This window comes from Brevibacillus reuszeri, from assembly GCF_002897295.1.
GTDB lineage: Bacteria > Bacillota > Bacilli > Brevibacillales > Brevibacillaceae > Brevibacillus > Brevibacillus reuszeri_A.
In genome coordinates this window covers 21,365-42,284 of sequence record NZ_BEXF01000022.1, presented here as the reverse complement: position 1 = coordinate 42,284, position 20,920 = coordinate 21,365, and the positions used below count along the sequence as shown (strand labels likewise).

General features: G+C 47.4%; 23 protein-coding genes, 1 pseudogene and 1 riboswitch. Of the genes and pseudogenes, 8 read left to right on the top strand and 16 right to left on the bottom strand.

Annotation, left to right across the window (positions count from 1 at the left end; all coding sequences use genetic code 11):
* Nucleotides 1–143 precede the first annotated feature (143 nt).
* Both C3B52_RS26510 and C3B52_RS38105 read right to left on the bottom strand, forming a co-directional pair.
* The gene (locus C3B52_RS26510; RefSeq protein ID WP_306418837.1) at nt 144–542 is read right to left on the bottom strand and encodes a hypothetical protein; all 399 of its coding nucleotides are present in this window, start codon (nt 540–542) and stop codon (nt 144–146) included.
* 156 nt (nt 543–698) lie between these two features.
* The gene (locus C3B52_RS38105; RefSeq protein ID WP_049742494.1) at nt 699–932 is read right to left on the bottom strand and encodes a hypothetical protein; all 234 of its coding nucleotides are present in this window, start codon (nt 930–932) and stop codon (nt 699–701) included.
* Between the two features lie 247 nt (nt 933–1,179).
* On the opposite strand from C3B52_RS38105, the gene C3B52_RS26495 reads away from it, so the two are divergent.
* Nucleotides 1,180–1,272, top strand: a complete 93-nt coding sequence (locus C3B52_RS26495) for a YjcZ family sporulation protein (protein WP_103109379.1) — start codon at nt 1,180–1,182, stop codon at nt 1,270–1,272.
* Between the two features lie 166 nt (nt 1,273–1,438).
* The gene (locus C3B52_RS26490; protein WP_103109439.1) at nt 1,439–2,551 is read left to right on the top strand and encodes an aminopeptidase; all 1,113 of its coding nucleotides are present in this window, start codon (nt 1,439–1,441) and stop codon (nt 2,549–2,551) included.
* 96 nt (nt 2,552–2,647) lie between these two features.
* On the opposite strand, the gene C3B52_RS26485 is transcribed toward C3B52_RS26490, so the two are convergent.
* On the bottom strand, nt 2,648–3,187 hold the full coding sequence (locus C3B52_RS26485; protein ID WP_103109378.1) for a PadR family transcriptional regulator: 540 nt from the start codon (nt 3,185–3,187) through the stop codon (nt 2,648–2,650).
* A gap of 321 nt (nt 3,188–3,508) precedes the next feature.
* Here C3B52_RS26485 and C3B52_RS37885 point away from each other — a divergent pair.
* A pseudogene (locus tag C3B52_RS37885) lies at nt 3,509–3,919 on the top strand (S1C family serine protease); the annotation flags it as partial.
* Nucleotides 3,920–3,960: 41 nt separating this feature from the next.
* Here the strand turns inward: C3B52_RS37885 and C3B52_RS26475 are convergent.
* The gene (locus C3B52_RS26475; RefSeq protein WP_103109377.1) at nt 3,961–5,073 is read right to left on the bottom strand and encodes a YheC/YheD family endospore coat-associated protein; all 1,113 of its coding nucleotides are present in this window, start codon (nt 5,071–5,073) and stop codon (nt 3,961–3,963) included.
* A 249-nt stretch (nt 5,074–5,322) separates the two neighbouring features.
* Here C3B52_RS26475 and C3B52_RS26470 point away from each other — a divergent pair, with 249 nt between their 5' ends.
* From C3B52_RS26470 to C3B52_RS26460, 3 genes are all read left to right on the top strand, one after another.
* The gene (locus tag C3B52_RS26470) at nt 5,323–5,643 is read left to right on the top strand and encodes a winged helix-turn-helix transcriptional regulator (protein ID WP_103109376.1); all 321 of its coding nucleotides are present in this window, start codon (nt 5,323–5,325) and stop codon (nt 5,641–5,643) included.
* A gap of 113 nt (nt 5,644–5,756) precedes the next feature.
* Nucleotides 5,757–7,214, top strand: coding sequence for a recombinase family protein (locus tag C3B52_RS26465; RefSeq protein ID WP_103109375.1), 1,458 nt, complete (start codon nt 5,757–5,759; stop codon nt 7,212–7,214).
* A 16-nt stretch (nt 7,215–7,230) separates the two neighbouring features.
* The gene (locus C3B52_RS26460; RefSeq protein ID WP_103109374.1) at nt 7,231–7,509 is read left to right on the top strand and encodes a S1C family serine protease; all 279 of its coding nucleotides are present in this window, start codon (nt 7,231–7,233) and stop codon (nt 7,507–7,509) included.
* Between the two features lie 30 nt (nt 7,510–7,539).
* On the opposite strand, the gene C3B52_RS36800 is transcribed toward C3B52_RS26460, so the two are convergent.
* Together C3B52_RS36800 and C3B52_RS26455 are read right to left on the bottom strand one after the other, a co-directional pair.
* A complete protein-coding gene (locus tag C3B52_RS36800) occupies nt 7,540–7,686 on the bottom strand; it encodes a hypothetical protein (protein ID WP_164684942.1) in 147 nt (48 codons plus the stop codon).
* A gap of 62 nt (nt 7,687–7,748) precedes the next feature.
* Nucleotides 7,749–8,030 (bottom strand): DUF2325 domain-containing protein, encoded by a 282-nt coding sequence (locus C3B52_RS26455; RefSeq protein ID WP_049742501.1) that lies wholly within the window; start codon nt 8,028–8,030, stop codon nt 7,749–7,751.
* A 287-nt stretch (nt 8,031–8,317) separates the two neighbouring features.
* On the opposite strand from C3B52_RS26455, the gene C3B52_RS26450 reads away from it, so the two are divergent.
* Nucleotides 8,318–8,917 (top strand): IMEF encapsulin system ferritin-like cargo protein, encoded by a 600-nt coding sequence (locus C3B52_RS26450; protein WP_103109373.1) that lies wholly within the window; start codon nt 8,318–8,320, stop codon nt 8,915–8,917.
* A gap of 36 nt (nt 8,918–8,953) precedes the next feature.
* Nucleotides 8,954–9,802 carry a family 1 encapsulin nanocompartment shell protein gene (locus C3B52_RS26445; RefSeq protein ID WP_103109372.1) on the top strand — a complete coding sequence of 283 codons (849 nt, stop codon included), beginning with the start codon at nt 8,954–8,956 and terminating at the stop codon, nt 9,800–9,802.
* A gap of 47 nt (nt 9,803–9,849) precedes the next feature.
* On the opposite strand, the gene C3B52_RS26440 is transcribed toward C3B52_RS26445, so the two are convergent.
* The 10 genes from C3B52_RS26440 to C3B52_RS26395 all read right to left on the bottom strand — a co-directional run bounded on the left by C3B52_RS26440 (nt 9,850) and on the right by C3B52_RS26395 (nt 20,863).
* On the bottom strand, nt 9,850–10,968 hold the full coding sequence (locus C3B52_RS26440; protein ID WP_164684941.1) for a GerAB/ArcD/ProY family transporter: 1,119 nt from the start codon (nt 10,966–10,968) through the stop codon (nt 9,850–9,852).
* Complete coding sequence (locus C3B52_RS26435; RefSeq protein ID WP_103109370.1) at nt 10,961–11,197, bottom strand: hypothetical protein; 237 nt, start codon at nt 11,195–11,197, stop codon at nt 10,961–10,963. Before C3B52_RS26435 ends, C3B52_RS26440 begins: the two co-directional genes overlap by 8 nt.
* Nucleotides 11,194–12,399 (bottom strand): Ger(x)C family spore germination protein, encoded by a 1,206-nt coding sequence (locus tag C3B52_RS26430; RefSeq protein WP_103109369.1) that lies wholly within the window; start codon nt 12,397–12,399, stop codon nt 11,194–11,196. Before C3B52_RS26430 ends, C3B52_RS26435 begins: the two co-directional genes overlap by 4 nt.
* Nucleotides 12,396–13,940 carry a spore germination protein gene (locus C3B52_RS26425; protein WP_235615868.1) on the bottom strand — a complete coding sequence of 515 codons (1,545 nt, stop codon included), beginning with the start codon at nt 13,938–13,940 and terminating at the stop codon, nt 12,396–12,398. The genes C3B52_RS26430 and C3B52_RS26425 overlap by 4 nt, the downstream gene beginning before the upstream one ends.
* Before the next feature lie 170 nt (nt 13,941–14,110).
* A complete protein-coding gene (locus C3B52_RS26420; protein WP_103109368.1) occupies nt 14,111–15,319 on the bottom strand; it encodes an aminotransferase-like domain-containing protein in 1,209 nt (402 codons plus the stop codon).
* A gap of 209 nt (nt 15,320–15,528) precedes the next feature.
* On the bottom strand, nt 15,529–15,999 hold the full coding sequence (locus tag C3B52_RS26415; RefSeq protein WP_103109367.1) for a hypothetical protein: 471 nt from the start codon (nt 15,997–15,999) through the stop codon (nt 15,529–15,531).
* 227 nt (nt 16,000–16,226) lie between these two features.
* On the bottom strand, nt 16,227–17,408 hold the full coding sequence (locus tag C3B52_RS26410) for a pyridoxal phosphate-dependent aminotransferase (RefSeq protein ID WP_103109366.1): 1,182 nt from the start codon (nt 17,406–17,408) through the stop codon (nt 16,227–16,229).
* A 97-nt stretch (nt 17,409–17,505) separates the two neighbouring features.
* Nucleotides 17,506–17,632, bottom strand: a riboswitch (SAM riboswitch).
* A gap of 397 nt (nt 17,633–18,029) precedes the next feature.
* Nucleotides 18,030–19,286: an MFS transporter gene (locus tag C3B52_RS26405; protein ID WP_103109365.1), complete on the bottom strand. Its 1,257-nt coding sequence runs from the start codon at nt 19,284–19,286 to the stop codon at nt 18,030–18,032.
* A gap of 3 nt (nt 19,287–19,289) precedes the next feature.
* A complete protein-coding gene (gene moaC / locus C3B52_RS26400; RefSeq protein WP_103109364.1) occupies nt 19,290–19,772 on the bottom strand; it encodes a cyclic pyranopterin monophosphate synthase MoaC in 483 nt (160 codons plus the stop codon).
* 143 nt (nt 19,773–19,915) lie between these two features.
* A complete protein-coding gene (locus tag C3B52_RS26395; RefSeq protein ID WP_103109363.1) occupies nt 19,916–20,863 on the bottom strand; it encodes a DNA-3-methyladenine glycosylase family protein in 948 nt (315 codons plus the stop codon).
* Nucleotides 20,864–20,920 lie beyond the last annotated feature (57 nt).

The following is a 20,920-nucleotide window of genomic DNA, read 5'->3' as shown; positions in this document are numbered from 1 at the left end:
CTCTCACCAGCTTTATCTTTATGAGTTGGTTAACAAAAAAGGCAAAGGGAAAAAGAAAATAAGCAAGAAAAAGACGACAATAAACTAGTGAAAGACGCCTACGGTAATGCAGGCGCCTTCCCTCCCTCTATCTGTTTACATTGCTATACCATGATCTTGGTTAACCGCTCGCGCAGCTCCAACATCCACTTTTCATCACCAAGGGACTGCGCCAACAAAAACAGATCCAAAAGCTCGTTGACCCGTTCGCTGAGTACTTCACGTACGGTTGAGTCTTCCCCTTCATTAGCAATCAATACCAATAAGTTGGATAACTCTGACATTTCTTCGAACTCAATCGCCTGACGCTGCGGGTGTTGGCCCAGTTCCTCCATGAGTGATTTTAGATCGTCTTTTATTACGTCCACCACTTGGGAATAAGCGCACGCATCGTCCACGCAAACGTGTACAGGTACATTCATAATTTTTACACGGTTACGGTATACAACGTTGCGCAGCACCATCTCCATGTCACTTCCGCAGCGGCTGCATTTCTTCTGCAATGATTTCACCCCTATTCCATATGTATGGCTCTCCTACGTATTCGTGAAACCTCCCTTCAATCCTGCTAAACAACAGGTGGTACTTGGTGGATACAGTGGCAGGAAAGAACAAAAAAACGATGCCTCCATTGGCATCGCTTTTGCTGTGTGCTTCGCTCAAGCGTAAATCGCGTTGACCTTCTCACAATGCGGACAAACCGCTACCTTGCCTGCGTGACCTGCTTCATCCTCTACGCGGTAACCTGTAATTTGATCGGAAAAACAGAAGAGGCATTCGGTGTTGAAATCCATATCATATTGAGCTTTCCAAACAATGGATTTAAAATCTTCCCCTACATTAATTGTAATGGGAAAGAGGTCGTGTTGAAGACTAGATAATGATCTTTGCATATCACTGACATCCTTTCGTTATTGCAAAGTCTTTTGGTATCCTCTAGCTTTTCCTGCTTTTCAGAATAATAAACGTAGCAATCGCAGAACTGCGGATTTTTCGTGGAAGTGCGAGTACCGAAAATGAATTCAACAAAAAGAATCTTCCCAAAAATGGGCGAATGCCCGTATCGGCTCTATGCGAAAACCCATATGTTATGGATGTAAGCACAAGACGCTTAACACACTAAAGGAGGATGTTTATCACATGAGTAGCATTTTCAACGGAGACTTCGACGGTTTCACTTTGGTCTTGATTCTTTTCATCCTGCTGGTAATCGTTGGTTGCGGCTGCGATTAATTTCGCTAACCACTAGCAATTTATAGCAGGGAGTTGCATATATAGTAAAACCGAATCCTGTTGTGCGTTTCACCTGACGCTACCCACTCACATTGGGTAGCTTTTTTCTGTGCAAGTTGTGTACAATACTACAGAAAAGACATGGAAAGCGAGGGATCCTTTTCCTATGAAAGATCCACGTATTGAGCAGTTAGCAGATGTTCTTGTCAACTATTCTACCCGTGTACAAGCGGGTGAAAATGTATTGATTTATGCAATCGGCAGCGTTCATGAACTCGTGCGCGCCGTGATCGCCAAGGTATATGCAGCTGGCGGAAATCCGTACGTGCAGCTGATCGACCAAAGCATCCAGCGCGAGCTCTTGCTCGGTGCAAACGAAACACAGCTTGGCGTGATGCGCGAAGCAGACGTTTCCTTCATGAAGCAAATGGATTGCTACATAGGGATTCGCGGCGGCGATAACATCAGTGAGCTGGCTGACGTCCCTGGCGACAAAATGCAGCAGTACTCCAAGCTTTTGATGCGCCCTGTTCTGGATGTTCGTGTCCCTGATACCAAATGGGTCGTTCTTCGCTATCCGAATGCCTCGATGGCGCAGCTCGCGAACATGAGCACTGCTGCTTTCGAAGATTTTTACTTCAAAGTATGTACGCTAGATTACGGCAAAATGGATAAAGCGATGGACAGCCTGGTTGAATTGATGGAGAAGACTGACAAGGTCCGCCTGACTGGTCCAGGAACTGATCTTACGTTCTCCATCAAAGGAATCCCAGCGATCAAATGTGCCGGGGAAGCCAACATTCCAGATGGCGAAGTATTCACGGCTCCGGTTCGCGACTCTATTAATGGAACGATCGCGTACAACACACCATCTCCTTACCAAGGCTTTACCTATGACAATATCAAGCTGACCTTTAAGGACGGCAAAATTGTCGAGGCTACCGCAAACGATACAGAAAAAATCAACGAAGTGTTTGATACAGATGAAGGCGCTCGTTATGTTGGGGAATTTGCAATTGGCGTGAATCCATACATCCAAAACCCGATGAAGGACATTTTGTTCGACGAGAAAATCGATGGCAGCTTCCACTTCACACCTGGTCAAGCCTATGATGAAGCATTCAATGGAAACAAGTCCTCCATTCACTGGGATCTCGTTATGATTCAACGTCCAGAATGGGGTGGCGGAGAAATCTGGTTTGACGATCGTCTGATTCGCAAGGATGGCCGTTTTGTCGTACCAGAGCTGGAGTGTCTCAATCCTGAGAACCTGAAATAATCAATTACAAACAAAACGTCGAGACGTTTTTCACAGAAAAAAAGCGAAGCACCTCGCGCAAGGTCGCTTCGCTTTTTCTATTTATTTGTCCGATGCTTAAACCGGAACAGAATAGGCTGGTTGTTTAACTAACGAAGACATTTTTTGCTCCAAAAACGAAATGGTCGTCTCGAGATGATGAATTGTATATTCCCAGCAAAAACGCTGATACTCGTCAAAATGAACCTCGAGCTTTTTGAAGTTCACCTTGCTTTGTTGCAGCATATCGCGCTGTAGCTCGATGCAACCTTCTAGCAAATTTTTCTGTTCTTCGTTTGTACGACTTTTGCCAAAAAACATTTTTACTAACATATCTGAGCGCAGGACAGGTGGCAAAATCGGTGTTTGAATCTCTTGGCGGAAAGCTTCTTTTCCAAGGTCAGTGATGCTGTATAGGATTTTGTTCGGTTTTCCCGATTGGATAATCTCCTGCTTGGTCACAAAGCCTTCTTCTTCCAGTTTGCGGAGCGCCGGATAAATCGCACCAAAGCTAGCGTCATAGAAGAAACCGATGCTGTTAGTAAACGCTTGCTTTATGTCGTATCCACTCATCTCGCCGTAGTTCAAAAACCCAAGTATGATCGTTTTAACGTCCATCTCTTCGCATCCTCCATTAGCTTTCTTTTTCTCTCTCTAGCAGCCGTACGCAGATTCCTCCCTCCCGTTCGAAGGTATCTGCAAAGCCTTTATGTTCTAAATATTCTTTAACTACAGGTATTATAATTCGATTCTTATAATTATACCAATGCTATTTCTTTATTATATCAATCAAAAATAATGATAATCGTACATAACGTCTCTAAATTGGGCGTCCCTTCCCTTTCGTCTTCCCATAAGATGATACATACCTATCTGCTGTAGGGGGAGAGATCGTTGAAAAGTAAAAAATGGTCCCAATATACGCGAGTAAAGTACCCTGTGAGCAGCAGCAGCTTGCATCCCTTTAATTTTTTTGTTCCGATTGTAGAGCGCGTACAGGAGGGTGTCGTCTCCATCGTTACCGAGGACGCACCCCATACCAAAGATGTAGATTCATTAATCCGCAGCCTGATTAATGAAGAAGAGCCTTCGACTCCAACCGAGCGTAGCTTTGGTTCAGGATTCATTTTTCATCACAAAGGCTACATTCTGACCAGTGAACATGTGATTGGTAAATCAAAAAACATCTTCGTCAAGCTTTTCAACGGGCGGGTGTTTGAAGCCAAACGCATTCTCGCTGATCGTGTTCGCGACTACGCTGTTATTAAAATTGATGCAGATTGCAGGCTGTACCCGCTAGCACTTGGCCACTCGTCTCATACTAAGGTTGGCGAATGGGTCATCAGCGTCGGTTCCCCACTTGTTGTCATAGAGACAAAAACCAGGCTATACTACCCAGCTCCTTTTCTTTTCTTCTCGGGCAACCCCGCGCCGTTATGGGCTATATACAAGGCAAATTTCATCGGTCTCGCGATCGCCTCGGTGTACGTCTCCATGCTCCCCATTTGCCGAAAGACTTCTCGTCCTGGCTTCGGATTTACCTCGATCAGCCACGCACGCCCGCTCACATCTACGCCAATATCAAGACCAAACTCCATCATCCTGCCAAACCTCTCCTCCAACGTTTGCGCGATTCGATGAGCCATCGTATGACACTCATTCAAAATCCGCTGGGCGCCGTCCTCCCCAAAGCGCTTGGACATGAACGCCTCGAACGGTATTGCTTTGCCTCCTCCATGCAGATTCGAGGTAGAGCTGCCACTCGCCCCCATACGAACCCCACAGCCGGTCACATCCCATACTCCATCCCCGTCTTTTTGGATCAGAAGCCGAACATCCGCTACCCGGTTAGGCATCAGAGCCAAATCCAGACCTTGCTGAACCAAAAAGTTGCCGTCACTGATCCGCTGTTTGGTGACCCAGCGCTTTACCCAATTCTCTAAGGCAGCTGCATTTGCCACCCGGACTTGGTGTTTGCCGTACTGCTTGTCGCGGCCCTGAAGCTGGTACTGCTTGCCTACAGCAGCGACTTTCAGAATACTTCTGCCGCCTGTGCCGTTTCCAGGCTTGATGTAAAGGAGCGGATGCCGACGCAGCATCGCTATCACTTTCCCTGTTGTGTACACATGCGTTTCTGGCACCCATCGGCTTACACGTTCATCCTCAGCCAAGAGCTGTGTGACTCTCCACTTTTTGCTGAACGGACTGTTTGCAAAGTCGAATAGACCGCTGTGCCGCAGCTTCATATACTGTGGAACCCGTTTTCGGTAGCGATCGATGACTACATCTGGCCACGGGTACGATTTGCTCTCCCAGCCGCCACCCGTTTTGGGAGTGAAGCCTTTGATTCTGCGTTCTTTGGCATTCACATCCTGATGGGAGAATACATATACCTCCGCCCCGAGCTTCCAGCCTGCCTTTACCAGTCGTCGCAGATAATCCGGTTCGGAAAAACGCTGTCCCTCTCGCCATGTCAAAATGCCAATCACCCGCTTTTGACGCATTTCCCCACCCTCTCCTCGTCATTGCTCTCGCCTACAGTCTATGTGCTGGCGTAAATAGGAGAGACGATTCTCGTGGGAATCGGGCTTGGACAACTTTTTCAAAACGAAGTTTCCAGCATAAGCAGCTGTGAGTCTGGTGACAACAAGAGATGGGCTGCATACATTTGTCCACACTTACCTTACTTACTTTTTTCAAGTTGTTGTGGTACAATATAACGCAAACATGCTTTATTTAGAGGTGACGCCGTAATGAATCATGAATTTGCTGGCGAACACATGTGTCCGAAGTACGAAGGTGCGATCAATGTTCTCGGCAAAAGATGGACTGGTTTGATTATTCATGTCTTATTGCGTGGAACTGTGCGCTTCAAAGACATTCGTGAAATGGTTCCGCATATGAGCGATAAGATGCTTTCGGAGCGTTTGAAGGAGCTTGAGGAGCTTGAGATTTTGGAACGCAGGGTGTACCCTGAGACTCCCGTTCGCATCGAATATGAACTAACAGAAAAAGGAAAAGATTTGCGTCCGGTCATTGATTCCATACATGAATGGGGTCAAAAATGGATGTAGCTCTATCCCCGTCTCGTCCAATAACGGATGACGGGGCTTTTTTTGTTTGGACAGACATAAGCTCTCCCCTCTTGCTGTAGACTCTAGCATCCTGAAATGGCAGGAGGGGTTCGATGAGAACGGCTGTCTACATGAGAGTGAGCACAGATGATCAGGCAAAAGAAGGCTTTTCCATACCTGCTCAACGAGAAAAGCTGCTCTCCTACATTCACTCCCAGGATTGGGAATTAACCGACATCTACGCGGATGAAGGCGTCAGTGCCAAAGACACCAATCGTCCAGAGCTGACACGTCTTTTAGCAGATGTGCGCGCAGGGAAAATTGATGTTGTCCTCGTCTATCGGCTTGATCGACTCACGAGATCTGTCTTGGATCTTTATCAGCTTTTGCAGGAGTTTGACCGCCATGGTGTCCGTTTTAAAAGCAGTACAGAGGTGTACGACACGACAACTGCTATCGGGCGCTTGTTTATCACACTCGTTGCCGCTCTGGCCCAATGGGAACGTGAAAATTTGGGTGAGCGGGTGAAAATGGGAATGGGGCAAATGGTGAGAGAACGAAAACGCCCAGGTGGACCACCACCCTATGGATACGATCTTATCGATGGACGCTTACTGATCAATGATGTGGAAGCAGTCGGGGTTCGTACCATGTTTGCTCAGTATGCACAGGGGGAATCCCCGCGTCGAATCGCCGATGCAGCCAATCACAAAGGCTGGCGTGGAAAAAACGGCGCTCTATGGAGCGCAAGTGCGGTATTACGCCTGTTAAAAAATCCCGTTTATTATGGAGCACTCCGCTGGAATTATGCCACTGCACAGCAACGGCAAAATCCCTCCGAGCACTCGCTAATCGAGGAAAAAACGCATTCAGCCATTATCGATGAAGCTTCCTTTTTCCGCGTTCAGCAGCGTCTGAACACTCGCAGCACAAAACACCCACGAACCCTTGGCTCATCCTTTCTCTTTTCCGGGCTACTGTACTGCTCACGCTGCGGATCAGCCATGCGCGGTAAAACGACCCGTACAAAGCGCGCCAAAGGTGGGCACTACACGCATCACTACTATTGGTGCAAAAATAAAACAGCTGGTTCATGTGATGCCCCTCCACTTCGGCAAGACTGGATCGAGCAAAAGATTGTGGGCGAGCTAAATCGTTTTCCGCTGGAGGCCCGGGCAGCTGCCTTGGAAGCAATCGCCTTTCTGCAAAAACAAGAAAAGCTTGCTGATGAGGGCAAAAGAGAGCATATACAGCAGCTAAAGCGGACGCGCTGGGAAGAGGCATACGCAGCAGGGCTGCTCACCTTGTCTGCTTTTAAAAAGAAGCTGCAGGGTTTGGAGCAAGCAGCCCCCCAACATTTTTCGCAAGCGCTCAGCTCTCCCCACCCGTCCACCTTCCCTGTCGATGACAAAGGACTCACACTGCTCACAAACTGGAATCATGTTTGGCTAGAAGCAACAGAGGCCGAGCGAAAATTGCTCGCCAGCTGCTTGATCCAACGACTCGAGGCTGAGCTGGATCCGACAGCCCCACAACGTTGCATCCGTCTCACGCTTCTAAATTTTCATTAGCTTGTATTTTGCCTCTATGAGGATCAGTGGTTCCCCATTAGGTTTGGAAAATTCCGTCACTGCTGGTATCATTAGTGCTAAAAATCGACGCTTGCAGGTAGCCAAACGGCTGTATGAGGAAATTTTCCAAACAGATGCAGCAATCAATCCCGGTAACAGTGGTGGTCCGTTGATTAATTTGAATGGCGAAGTAATCGGATTGAATGCCTTCATCATTCAATCAAGCCAGTGTCTCGGCTTTGCGATTGGAATTGACGCCCTGAAGCTTCAGCTTGATCAATACGTTTTCAAATGAGAAGCGGTGCAGGAATAGAAAAAACCCCGTCTATCGGGACGGGGCTTGCTTCTCAAATGCAATGAGGTAAACGTTTTGACCTTCGTGGTTGATCTGTTCTTCTGCCTGCTTCAACTGTTGCAGCTGTACGGCCGTCAGCTGCGCGATAGGCAGTTCAGCGAGTGAATTGGGTTCCATGCGCCATTCCTCCATCGGTATCAGACTCTTTATGTAGTCTGTCCAGGTCAGGAAGTATGTATTTACGCAGTCATGTCAAATGCTTTGGCTATAGCAGCGCAAGAGCGTTTACAAAAGAGAATCGGGAGCTCGCGGTCTTTCGCCTGGCTTTTCACGGTCTTCGCCAGATTGTGGTTGACGAAATCGGTCAGGACGAGAATCATATGAATCCCCGAAGGAATTTTTACACCCGTTTGGGAGCTTTTGCGCCCTGTAACGTGGTGAATTTCACGAAAACCTTGTCCTTGCAACAGCTCAATAATATTTCCGAGGCGATCTCCGCCTATTACTAAAATGGATGACATACTTGCTACCTCCTTCAAAATGGGTATACGTTTGATTTATGTTTTTTTCTCAGTCATTTAATTGATAATGAATATCACTCTTATTGATAAATATTATCATTCCCAATTACCTTTGACAATACTCTCCACGATAACTTTTTTGTAAAAATAGAAAACTAGAGGAAATGGGCGATGAGAACGACGCGCTGTTTTTCACATATATAGGGGAAATTGTACATAGTTGTTGCCCGGTGCATTTTTCCAAATGTATAATGATTAAATAGATCGCAATAAGGAGGTGGCGTAGGGTGCAAGAAATTACACAGCTGCACGCCATTTTTGATCGAACCAGAGGTTATATCAATCGTTTTATGGGGATCATCCAGCCGATTATTGACGCTGCCCAGGACGAGCATACGCGCCTGTACTACCACCATATTTTGGAGGAAGAAGAGCAGCGTATGGGACGCCTGCAAGAGCTGATTCCTTATTTAGAATCGCTCGCTGCTGAGAATAAGACGGACAAGCTGAGTGACCGCGAGCTGTCGCAAATGCTTTCCGATATTAATTTGGAGCGTTTTGGACTGCACAACTTCCGCGAGCATCTGGAGCTGTCTCTGTATGAGTTCCAGGATGACGCAACTCGCCAAACCCTTGATGGCATGCGGGAAAAAACGCATGAGGACTATTTGCAGGTGAAAGAGATGATGGCTACACTCAGCGGAAGATTTTCCGATGTGTACCAAGCGGATCTGACTGATCACGATGAAGGCCATGATATTCATCAGGTCGATCACCTAAAAGCCTCTGCTTCTGCTCCGCACGGTGTTGCTTCCGTGATTAAGCACTCCCCCGCTCCTGCTCCTGGTAAAAAAGGACTGACGGTAGGCAGCTTGAAAGGAAAGTAAGGAAATCACGATCCTTTATGACTTGGAGGTTACGCTATGGACAAGCTTCGCAAATACCCTGACTCCCCATTGACCCATGACGAATGGAATCAATTGGACGCAACTGTTATTGACATGGCCCGCCGCCAGCTCGTTGGTCGCCGTTTTATCGATATATACGGACCACTGGGAGAAGGTATCCAAACCATCACGAACGACGTATACGATGAGTCTCGTTTTGGCGGACTTTCCCTGCGTGGTGAGTCGCTCGAAATGACCCAGCCTAGTCGCCGTGTCAGCATGACAATCCCGATTTTGTACAAAGATTTCATGCTCTACTGGCGTGACGTGGCACAAGCTCGTACACTTGGCATGCCGCTTGACATGAGTGCTGCTGCCAACGCTGCTGCTGGCGGTGCACTCATGGAAGACGACCTCATTTTCAACGGCGCTGCAGAATTCGATCTGCCAGGTCTGATGAATGTCAAAGGTCGCCTCACTCATCTGAAAAGCGATTGGATGGAATCCGGCAATGCGTTTGCTGACATCGTAGAAGCGCGCAACAAGCTTTTGAAAATGGGGCACAGCGGACCATACGCCCTGGTTGTCTCCCCAGAGCTGTATTCGCTCCTGCACCGCGTGCATAAAGGCACCAACGTACTGGAGATCGAGCATGTACGTAATCTGGTGACTGACGGTGTATACCAGTCCCCTACGATCAAAGGACGCTCCGGTGTTCTCGTAGCAACCGGTCGCCATAATCTCGACCTCGCAATCGCTGAGGACTTCGATTCTGCTTTCCTCGGTGACGAGCAAATGAACAGCCTGTTCCGTGTGTATGAGTGCGTGGTTCTGCGTATCAAACGCCCTAGCGCGATTTGCACACTGGAAGAAACCGAAGAATAAAACGCTCGACATTCAAAAGGCGTAACCATTGACAAAAGTCACCTTGGTTACGCCTTTGCTTTTTCATTTGAACTTTTTCCCAATCGTGATCGAATCCAGTCCACTACCAGGTAAAGAATCGGAATTGCCTCCGTCACGATCAAAAACATGACTTCACCATGACCCATTAAACGTACAAGGTCTGCTCCGGTCCTTACCATAAGAAGGGATATCCCTGCCATTAATACTGTCATCGACAGCGATAACGGTTTGTGATCCTGGAGGGAAAAACTATGTGTCAGGATGAGGACAGCAACATACAGAAACAAACTGATTTTAATAAAGAGGCTGGTCAACCAAATCGAGATCAGCACCGGGTCCAGATTTTCCAAGAAATAACCGGCTCGAATATAGCGGATCAACTCAAGCTCAGGGTAGATCAAATTACTCGTCAGATCAGGACCAAAAATCAAGATCGTCGGTATCAAATTTGAGCAGATAATGAAAAGAGAAGTAACAGTCGCCCATATTAACGACTTCATCGTTTTTTGCCGATTGGAGAAAAAAGGGAAAAGAAAGAGGATAAAGCTCATTTGTCCGTACAAGGATGCAACCAAATAACTGCCGCTGCTAATACCCTTCCAATCAAAATGATTGAGAAAGGCAACGCTCATGTCCTTGTTCAATTCTCCCATGACAAACACAGGAATGAGCAGCATCCCAATCATCGTCAGAAAAAAGACCCCTTGTGCACATCGAAAAATGGTCTGAACCCCTGAGCGCACAGCATAAGCAACACAAATACAGAAAATGGAGGTTACAGCCCAATCAGGTGTATCCGGCAAAAAGACCTCCACCATAAAATCCTGCATTTCCCTCAAGACAAATGCAGCTGAAAACAAATACGAGAAAATCATGATCGAAACCAACGGATAATGCAGCCAGCTGCCCACAATTTCTCTCCCATAATGACTAAAGAATCTTGTTGGTCGCCTCTTCGCCAAGCGATACGAAAAATAGGGAAAGAGCAACCCCACAAAAGAACCGATCAGTAAGGAAACCCACACGCCAAACTTGGCTTCACCTACCAGCGCACCTTGTCGAAAACTGAGAATGGTCGTAAAAAGATATTGCGAGAAGAGCATGTACAGCTGGGTTGGAGTGACCTTCTCGTACTTATCATTCATTCTTTTCAATACCCCACACAATGAACTTTTCCATTGGATCAAATACCATTTCGATGACATCCGCGAGCATAAATTGATCTCTGAAGTAATACAAAGCTTCGATGCTCAGGAACGTAAAGATCACAAAGGCAAAAACAATGCGATAGGTCCGAGCCGTCCGGTTTTTACGATACAAATATCGCCATTCAAAAAATAATAGACACACATAGATGAGCGCGATGATGATCATTTTTTACCCTCCGGATGTGACGTCTTCCGAATTTTCGTCGGTTCTTTGACACTTCCTACCCGTTTTATCGTAATATCCGCTTCGGTAGTGACCTTTAGCTCACGGCTATATAGTTCTCTCCACCGCGATGCAAGGGTATTCCATTCTTTTGGATAATGCCAATCAATATACTGACCAAATGAAAAAACATCAGCTCCCGCCTTCCTTGCTTTTTCAATCGCTTTGTTCATTCTCTCCTCGACCAGAATTTCAATTCCCCTCTGGAGCTTTTTTCGCTGGAGCGGATCTTGCAAATTGACATTGGAGTCTGATGAAATAAGCGAGGCTTCTGCTTTCGTCCTGATCATTATCGAAACTTGATTACCCGAAATAGAGGGGGTGATCTTTGTACGGGCTTTGTTGATCATGTAGTTCACACTCTTTCCATCCGTGGTAGAGCGAACGGAAATCTCGGCATTCTTTAATTGTCCCAAAATCCACAGAGCTCCTCTCATTTCATCTGTGGAGAGAGTACGCTGGAGCTTTCCTTCTCTAAAAATAGCTGCTCCATCTGTTCCTAGCCATTGGACTTCTTCTGGCTTTTCGCCCGGCATCTGCTTGGACTCGATCTTTAACAAGGGCATGATCATGTCTCCCCCATGATACGTAGCGATCAGGCAATCTGTTGTCGTTGTATTAACCGTCACATGCTCCCTCCCGTAGGCAATCAATATATCTGCCGGGAATCGTTCAAATACGATGGGAACCTTAGTTAAGTCCAGCACCCTGCCTTGTGTTACAAACAGATCGGCATTGATATGAAACCTCGGTTCACGTGCAATAAACTCCAAAACAGGGGTAATTCCTTCTTTGGCCAGTTCGTGACCAATGACCACTACACTGGTTTGTCCAAATGTAATACTTCGCGAAAGATCAGATTGTATAGAGCGATAGGCTTCACCTATGTCTTGTCCTGTCTTGGTAATATACGTGTATGGCTTACCAGTTTGCGGGCCACCTGTTCCCGATTGCCCTGGAATCAAACGATTCGGCAGGGGAAAGGCAAGCGTTAATTCAACACCAGATTCGGCCTTATCTACCAACAGCATTCGGGCAAAGCTTCTGTTGTTTAATTCTATAGATGACCAGCAGCCTGTTGTCAGCAGCATGGGGAGCATCGTAATAAAGATAAACAGCTTTTGCAATAGCTTATAAGCTCTCAATCTCTAATCTCCTCTTCTTCCTCGCCCAGCTTGCTGGTTTCATTTTTGGGCTGCCTCCATTTGTTTTGCTTCTCGTGATACGGCCTTTTCCTCATGAACCACCATGGCGCGCGAATGAGTGTGTCTTTCAAATCACTGACAACGAATGGAGTAACAGGCGTCAAATAAGGAGTTCCCATTGAGCGTAAATTGATGAGATGGATATAGAGCAAAATTAACCCGCATGCAATCCCGAACAGACCAAAGATCCCAGCCAGAATCATAATTGGAAACCGGAGAAATCGAACGGCCAGGCCTAGATCAAAATGTGGAATAATGAACGAAGCAATCCCTGTAAAAGAGACGATAATGACCATGGCCGCAGAGACGATCCCAGCCTGCACAGCTGCTGTCCCGATGATCAATGCCCCAATAATCGATACAGCCTGTCCAATCGACTTGGGGATTCGTACGGCAGCTTCTCTCAATGCCTCAAAGGATATTTCCATGATGAATGCTTCGACTAGAGCAGGAAACGGCACAACCTCTCGTGATGCAGTAATCGTAATCAATAGTTTGGAAGGTATCATTTCAGGATGAAACGTCGTGATTGCTACGTAAAAGGAAGGGAGGAGCAATGAGATAAAGACGAATAAATAGCGAATCCAGCGTATCCAGGTTCCAGCTACATACCTCTGGTAGTAATCCTCCGCTGACTGGAGCAGCATGAACAGCGTAACAGGAACAACCAAAACCATTGGTGAGCCATCCACAATGATGGCCAATCGTCCTTCGAGCAGTGCAGCTGAGACAACGTCAGGGCGCTCCGTATATTGCACCTGCGGAAAAGGAGAAAAGGGAGAGCTGTCCAGATGCTCCTCTAAATAACTGCTGCCCAGAACACCGTCTATCTTGATTTGCGACAGAACGGTTCGAACCTTCTCAATCAGCTCGTTGTCACAAAGCCCTTGGATATAAAGAGTCATCACTTTTGTTTGTGTATAAGTGCCCATTTGCATGGTTTCCGTCTTGAAATCTGGTGTTTTCAGCCTTTTTCGAATGAGCGAAAGGTTGTCGTCAGCACTTTCGATAAATGCTTCTCGGGGTCCTCGAACCGTTGCTTCACTTATTGGCTCGTCAACGGCTCTTCCTTTGACAAATGGCAGTTTAAATCTGATGGCCCTCTGCTCGTCCTCAATAACTAAGAGAACTCGACCTTCGACTACGGAACTTGGCCCTGCCTCAAGCGGAATCACTTCATAGTTTGAAACGGGCAGTTGCTTACGCTCAAAAATGGATGCCACAAATTCCTCGGCAGTGCTCACATCTAATGAGAAAATTGCTCGCAGCACTTCCTCCTGAATGTTTTTTTGATCGGTCAACCCCGCTACGTAAACAAGCGCACACTTTTGATGAAATCGCGATTCAAACGTATGAATGACTAAATCCGAACAATTGGCCAGCCGTTCCTTCAGCCAGCGTAATTGATGATGAATCGGGTCCATGTCATCTGTATACTGTCCAGCACTGCCCCCGCTTCGTTTTCCCCATTTTCGATCCACATCGTCTCCTCCTTCCTCGCTTTATCTGTACGTCTACATTCCTTTCTTTTGAGAATATCCTTGCACGAACTTCCTGCCTTTATTCTTTGTTGGATAGAGAGGAAAAAACTGCAAAAAGAAAAGACAACCAAAATATGGCTGCCTCTTCCTCTATCTATTTAGTTGAAGAACTATTGTTTGACGGTTTGGCTCTGGTTGTATTTTTCTAATGCTGCACTCAGCCTGGAAATCGCCAGCTGTGTATCGTCACGATCCAGCAATGTGTAATTCAAGCGCATTGTATTCGACTGCGGTTCAGCTGCATAAAATGGTTTGCCTGGTACGAATGCCACGCCTTCCTTTACAGATGCAGCTAACAGCTTTTCTGAATCGATGTGCTCAGGCAGCGTAACCCAGAGGAACATACCTCCGCGTGGTTTTTCCCACTTCACGCCATTCCAGTTTTGAGCGAGCATCAGCTCATTCATCCATTCCATCCGTGCTTTGTAAGACGCGCGGATTTTCTCGATATGGCTCTCGAGGTCAAAGTTATCCAGTAATTGATGCAACGCGATTTGGTCAATCGTACTGGATTGCAAATCAACCGCCTGCTTCGCTTTTACCATCATCTGAATCACACGCTTATCGCCAATAGCCCATCCTGTACGCAGGCCAGGTGCTACGATCTTGGAGAAGGTGCTGGTGTAAACGACGCAAGAGTCTTCCGGATGCTCGTCAAGAGAGAAAATCGAACGATACGGCTCTTGCCCGTCAAACTGGATTTCGCCATACGGATCGTCTTCCAAAATCAAAATGTTATTTTCCTTACATTGACGAAGCAAGCCGAGACGGCGCTCCAAGCTCCAAACCTTTCCGGTAGGGTTTGCAAAGGTCGGAATGACGTAAACCATTTTTGGGCGATACTGGGCAATTTTATGTGCCAGATCATCCAAATCCATGCCCTCTTCATCACCATCCACCGGAATGGCGCGAATCCCTCGAAATTGGAACAGTTGGACCGCAGCCAGGTACGTAGGATTTTCTACCAGCACGACGTCGCCTTCGTCCAAATAGACACGACAGAGCAAGTCGACGGCCTGCTGGGAGCCGGTAGTCAGCAACATATTGTCCACGCCAACATTCATCTGTTTTTGCTTCATGCGAGATGCAACCCACTCGCGAAGTGGAAGGTATCCATCTGTTAAGCCATATTGAAGGGCTTTCGCTCCGAGATCAAATGACCGAACAAAGGCTTCACGCATTTCTGCGATGGGAAAAGAGTCCTCCGCTGGTAAGCCTCCAGCAAGTGAGAGTACTTGATTGCCTTGGGTCAGCTTCAAGATTTCCCGGACCGCCGAAGAAGATAATGCTTCTACTGATTTTGAAAATTTGTACTCCATGTTCCGTTCCCCCTTGATTTTGCTTATATTTGTTTTATCACTGTCATTGAACAATGTCCAATCCTCGCTAGCTATGGGGAGATAGGTTTTGACTATGTCGAGCGATTGTTCGCTCGATTGGTGGTTTTATACCACGATTCCAGCTTCAAACGGACGCAAAAAACCCCTTTCCGTAAAAAGGAAAGGGGTCTATGTATTCATCAAAGAATCTACGCGATACGGAAGACACGCGCTTTTTCTACCTGCGGCAAGAAAGAGAGGTCCACATGCTTCAGCGCTTCTTCTACACCGATGTCCTCTGCCAAAAGCAAGGCTTCCTCTTGGAACGTTGGTGTACAGCTTCCTTCATTCAATTCGCAGAGGCGCTTTAGACGCTTCAGGCGATCTGACGTTTTTTCTGCTCGCATACAATCGTTAGTCAGCTCACACACATTTACGTGACGCGCATCGGCAATCATGCTGATATCATTTACGTGAACAATGAGTCGCTGTCCCTCTTCTGTCACAAAACCGATCGAGCAAAAATGCGCACCTGACATTTCCATACGAGTGAGAACAGCATTGGCAAAAACCTCACCTGTGCGCAGCCGAACCTGGCCCGCTTCAATGGCTCCGCCTACCTTACGCTCGTTGGCGATCACCGTATACATATCCGTGTAACCGTTAATCTGATAGCGCATGTTACCCTCCTGCTTTGCATAAATGACAAGTAATTTATTGAGACTAATTATCATTAACATCGTATAATGAAAATCATTATCTGTCAACGCTGAGAATGATTTTTATTGAGAATAGCCCCTATTTTTTTCGCTTACCACTATTCTTGCCCACTTTTCCGTTTTCATCGCAAAAAAAAAGACCAGACCTGCTGCTTACCAGCATATGTGGTCTGATCCTTTGCAAACACCTATATTTTCGGGGTAAACAAGCCCAACTTTTCAATGCGATTCACGGCCTCAGCCAGTCGCTGTTCATCCGATAGCAGCGCCGCACGAACATAGCCTTCACCCGTCGGCCCGAACCCATCCCCTGGCGCTACTACAACATGCGCTTTTTCCAGCAGCAAATCGGAAAACTGGACAGAGGTAAAGCCGCTCGGGATTGGCAGCCATGCAAAAAACGAGCCTTGGGAGGGCTGTGCTTGCCAGCCGATGCGATGCAGGTTGGAGTAGAGCGCATTGCGTCTACCCTCGTATACAGCCACCAGGTCGCGAACACACTGCTGCGAACCAGTCATGGCACGCGCAGCAGCCATTTGGACAGCTCCGAACAAGCTCACAAAATAATGGTCTTGGATCAAATTGATCAGACGAACGAGCTCACGGTTTCCAACCATCGCCCCTACCCGCCAGCCAGCCATATTGTAGGTTTTGGACAGTGTATAAAACTCTACGCCCACTTCCTTCGCACCTGGAACCTGCAAGAAGCTAACCGGTTTTTTCCCATCAAAGCTGATTGCTCCATAGGCAAAATCGTGGCAGACAACAATTTCATTTTTACGCGCAAAACGAACCGTATCTTCATAAAATTCGAACGGTGCATTCACCGCAGTCGGATTGTTCGGGTAGTTCAGAAACATCAGCTTAGCCCGCTCCAAATCCGCTTGGGATAGCTTGCTGTAATCCGGGAGAAATTGATTTTCCGCTATGAGCGGCATCATGACCATCCGACCATCGACAACGGCCACACCCGACCAGTAATCAGGATAACCAGGGTCTGGCACCAGAGCTACGTCCCCTTTGTTCATCAGCACCTGGCAGATCTCCACAAGCCCGGTTTTGCTGCCAAACAAAATCGCTACTTCTTCTTCCGGATCGAGATCGACGTCAAACTCTTGCTTATACCAGTGTGCAACTGCCTGCTTCAGCTCTACCCGACCGGAAAATGGCGGGTATTTGTGATGAAGCGGCTGAGCTGCCTGGGCCTGCAATTCCTCAATAATATGGGGCGGTGTCGGCAAGTCAGGATTGCCTTGGCCTAGGTTGATAACGTCATGACCAGCAGCAATGACCTTGTTTACCTTTGCTACTAATGTAGCGAAAAACTGGGTCGGCAGCCGATCAATCATATCGGAGGGTTGGATGCGCATCGTTCTTCATTTCCTTTCTGTCGGGTACTGCATGATTCTACACTGCAAAAAAACCCCTCCTTCTTTACAGAAAAAGGGGTAGATCAGCTTCGTCACGTCCTTATCTGCCAGGAAAGATCCTGCTGGAATTGGCACAGCATCTGTTTCTTCAATCTAAATCGATTTGAAAACAGATCCGCTGCCGGGCTTCATAGGGCCAGTCCCTCCGCCTCTCTTTATAAGTAAAGCACACGGAATATAATGTTTTTAGCAATTTTATATTACTTGAGCGGGTGTTTTGTGTCAAGACACCTGGGGCGCTGGGGAAAAGCACTTTTTTGAGCTGTGGTGGTGGGGAGGAAAATGGAGAAAATGCTCCGGATTCTTGGGATACTTGCTGGGGGGCATTCCTGCTCAGCTCCGTGAAAAAAGCGAAACCGCGTCCAAAGTGGTGGATTCGCTGAGGCATCACAAAGGTGGAGGCTTAAGGGCGTGCTTCGCTTTTTTCGCTCCGCTTGGGATGTATCCCAAAGATCCTCGCATTTTCTCCGTTTTCCTCACGACAGTTGGAGTGGTTTTTCCCTGCTTATTTAGAACAAAAAAAGACGCGCAGGGCGTCTTTTCAATACGTAAACAGGAGAATTACATTTTTTCTGCCGTTTGTACAGGCACTTGGTGGCTTCGTTTTTGGAAAGAGCTGTGGAAAGCAAAGAATACGACGGATAGCAGGGCCAGGCCGGCCATGATGTAGAGCAGTCCTTGGGCCTGGAAGTTTTGAAAGATAAAAGCGCCGAGAAGTGGGCCAAGCATACGTCCTGCGGAGCCTGTACCTGAGACAAGGCCTTGGATGAAGCCTTCCTGTCCCTCTGGTGTAAACTCGGCAGCTACAGCCGGAACTGCTGGCCATACGAGCATTTCGCCTAGTGTCATAACGAACATCGCGGCGACAAATCCAGCGTACGAGGTCGTTTGCGACAGGATGAGCATCGACAGAACAAATACATACGAGCCGAGCAGCATTTGAGCCTTGAGTGTTCGAGCAAAACGACGAATGACCCACGCGATCAACGGCTGACCGAACAAAATCAAACCTCCATTAATCGTCCACAAGAGGCTATATTGGCGTAGGGAAATACCTAGTGACTGCATATATGCGGACAGGACGGTCGTCCATTGGACATACACGATCCAGCTGATCAAAAGCCCTGCGCAGAGCATGACGAGCGCGCCCCAGGCAACCTTTTTCACTGGCTTTACAGGAGCCGATCTTCCCACTGTCTCCCCAGCCTGAGCACGCTCTCCCCCGCTCTTTGCTTTTTCTGCTGCCATCGCTTTTACATGCTGCGGCAAAATAAAGGCAAACATGGCAAGTACGATAATTTGGGCAAAGGCATTTCCGAAAAAAGTCCAGGCAAACGACACGCTCGCCAGAACCCCGCCCAAAGCAGCACCGGCAGCTACCCCTGCATTGAGCGCCACATAGATCATGTTGATCCCTTTGCGGCCTCCCTCTGGCCACAAGACAACAGCGAGTGCGTTAATAACCGGAGACAACGTCCCGTAAAAAAGTCCATTTAATAAAAACAAAATCGTGTAGATCGTAAAATCATGGGTCAAGCCCAAGCAAACCGACATCAAAATGATTCCTGCAGAGGATAAAATGATCGTTCTCATCTTCCCCCAACGGTCAAACAGCATCCCGCCAACCAGACTGCCAACCAGAAACGCCCCTTGATTCAAAAGCAACAAAAAGCCGGCAACAGTAAGCGGCTTTCCTAGGAAATCGTGAATATAGATCGTTACAAGCGGCCAAATACATGCCATACCTGTAGAGAAAATGACAGCAGCAATCGCCAAAAGCCGAATGCTGCTCGGATAGGATTCCCATTTCTCTTTCATGAGTTACTTCTCTCCTCGCATGAAGTCGCCGCTTTTTCCACCTGTCTTTTTGAGGAGGCTTGTCGGTCCAATAACCATTCCTTTGTCCATCGCCTTGCACATGTCATATACGGTTAGGGCAGCCACACTGACAGCAGTCAGTGCTTCCATCTCCACGCCCGTTTTCCCCGTGGTTTTTACAGATGCTTCGACTTCAAGCGTCGTTTCATCTGCAAACGAAAAACGGATATCAATACCAGTCAGTGGCAGTGGATGGCACATCGGGATGATTTCCCACGTCTTTTTCGCAGCCATCACACCAGCAACCTGTGCTACCGCCAGAACATCCCCTTTTTCCACACGTCCCTCGCGAATACGCGCAAGTGTTTCTGGCTTCATGATGATCTGGCTATGGGCAATGGCTTCACGCTTCGTGATATCCTTCTCAGAGACATCCACCATTTTTGCCCGATTCTGTTCGTTAAAATGCGTCAATTGGTCACTCATGCTTATCCTCTATCCTCCATGGAAGCAAGTATCCATAAATACCATGCCTACGTGTAATTCATCGGTCGCACTGTCATCTACTTCTTACCTTACTCCCGCTGCTTTCGAAATGCAATGAGAACATAGAGGAGGATGTGCCATATTTAATAGAGAAATCTCCATAAGTAAAAGGTTGCATAGGATTCCCAGTTCGTCCAGCCCGCCGACAGTCGGATCAGTTCCTCCTTTGTAGGCTTTTCCTTTGTCTCCAAAAGATGCCGGATCGCATTATGCAGTCCCACATCGTCGATGGGAAAAGCGGACGGAATTCGCAAGCAGCGCATTAATACATAATTGGCTGTCCACGGGCCGATCCCGCGGATTTGAACGAGCTGTTTTTCTGCTGCCTTTCCTGAGCCAGCTGCGAGCAGCTGCTCCTTGCTCATTTTCCCTTCTACGATTAGTTTCGCTACATCAATGAGGTATTCACTTTTTTTGCCTGTCATTTTGAGTGCATGCAAGTCCTCTACGCGAAGCGCAGCGATTCGCTCAGGCTCTGGAAACAGCCAGTATACCTCACCCTCACATGTTACCTGCCGACCAAAGCTCTCTACCAGACGCCTTTTCAGCGTATAGGCAAAGGTCATATTGATTTGCTGACCGATAATCCCCCAGCTGATCGCCTCAAATAAATCGGGAATCCCGACATTGCGCAGACCATAAAACGAATCCACTGCACGCTTGAGAAGAGCATCGGTTTTTGCCAGCTCATAAAAAGGCTGCAAATTCGTATCCAAATCAAACCAGTCATGTACATACCTGGCTACGGCTGCTCGCCCCTCTTTTGACGTTGGCGCCGTGTCTCCCAGAAACCGAATCCTCATAGTGTTCTGGTCTGCCTCACCAATTTCCACAATCGACAGCTCTCGCAACGTAGGAATGGCTCGATATATTCGCTCCTCCCTCAGATGAAACAGACATTCATTGGGAGCACCTGCCAAGTAGTTTCGATTTTGCGCAAAGGAAAACTCCTTTGGTACAGTCAGCAGCAGCTCTTGCCCATTGTCTTCCCAGGAGTCTTTCCACCCCTGATTTTCCGTATATGAATACATCGTTATCCTCCATTCAGGTCCTGATACGTTCGCCAGCTCTCTTTGTTTTATCATAAC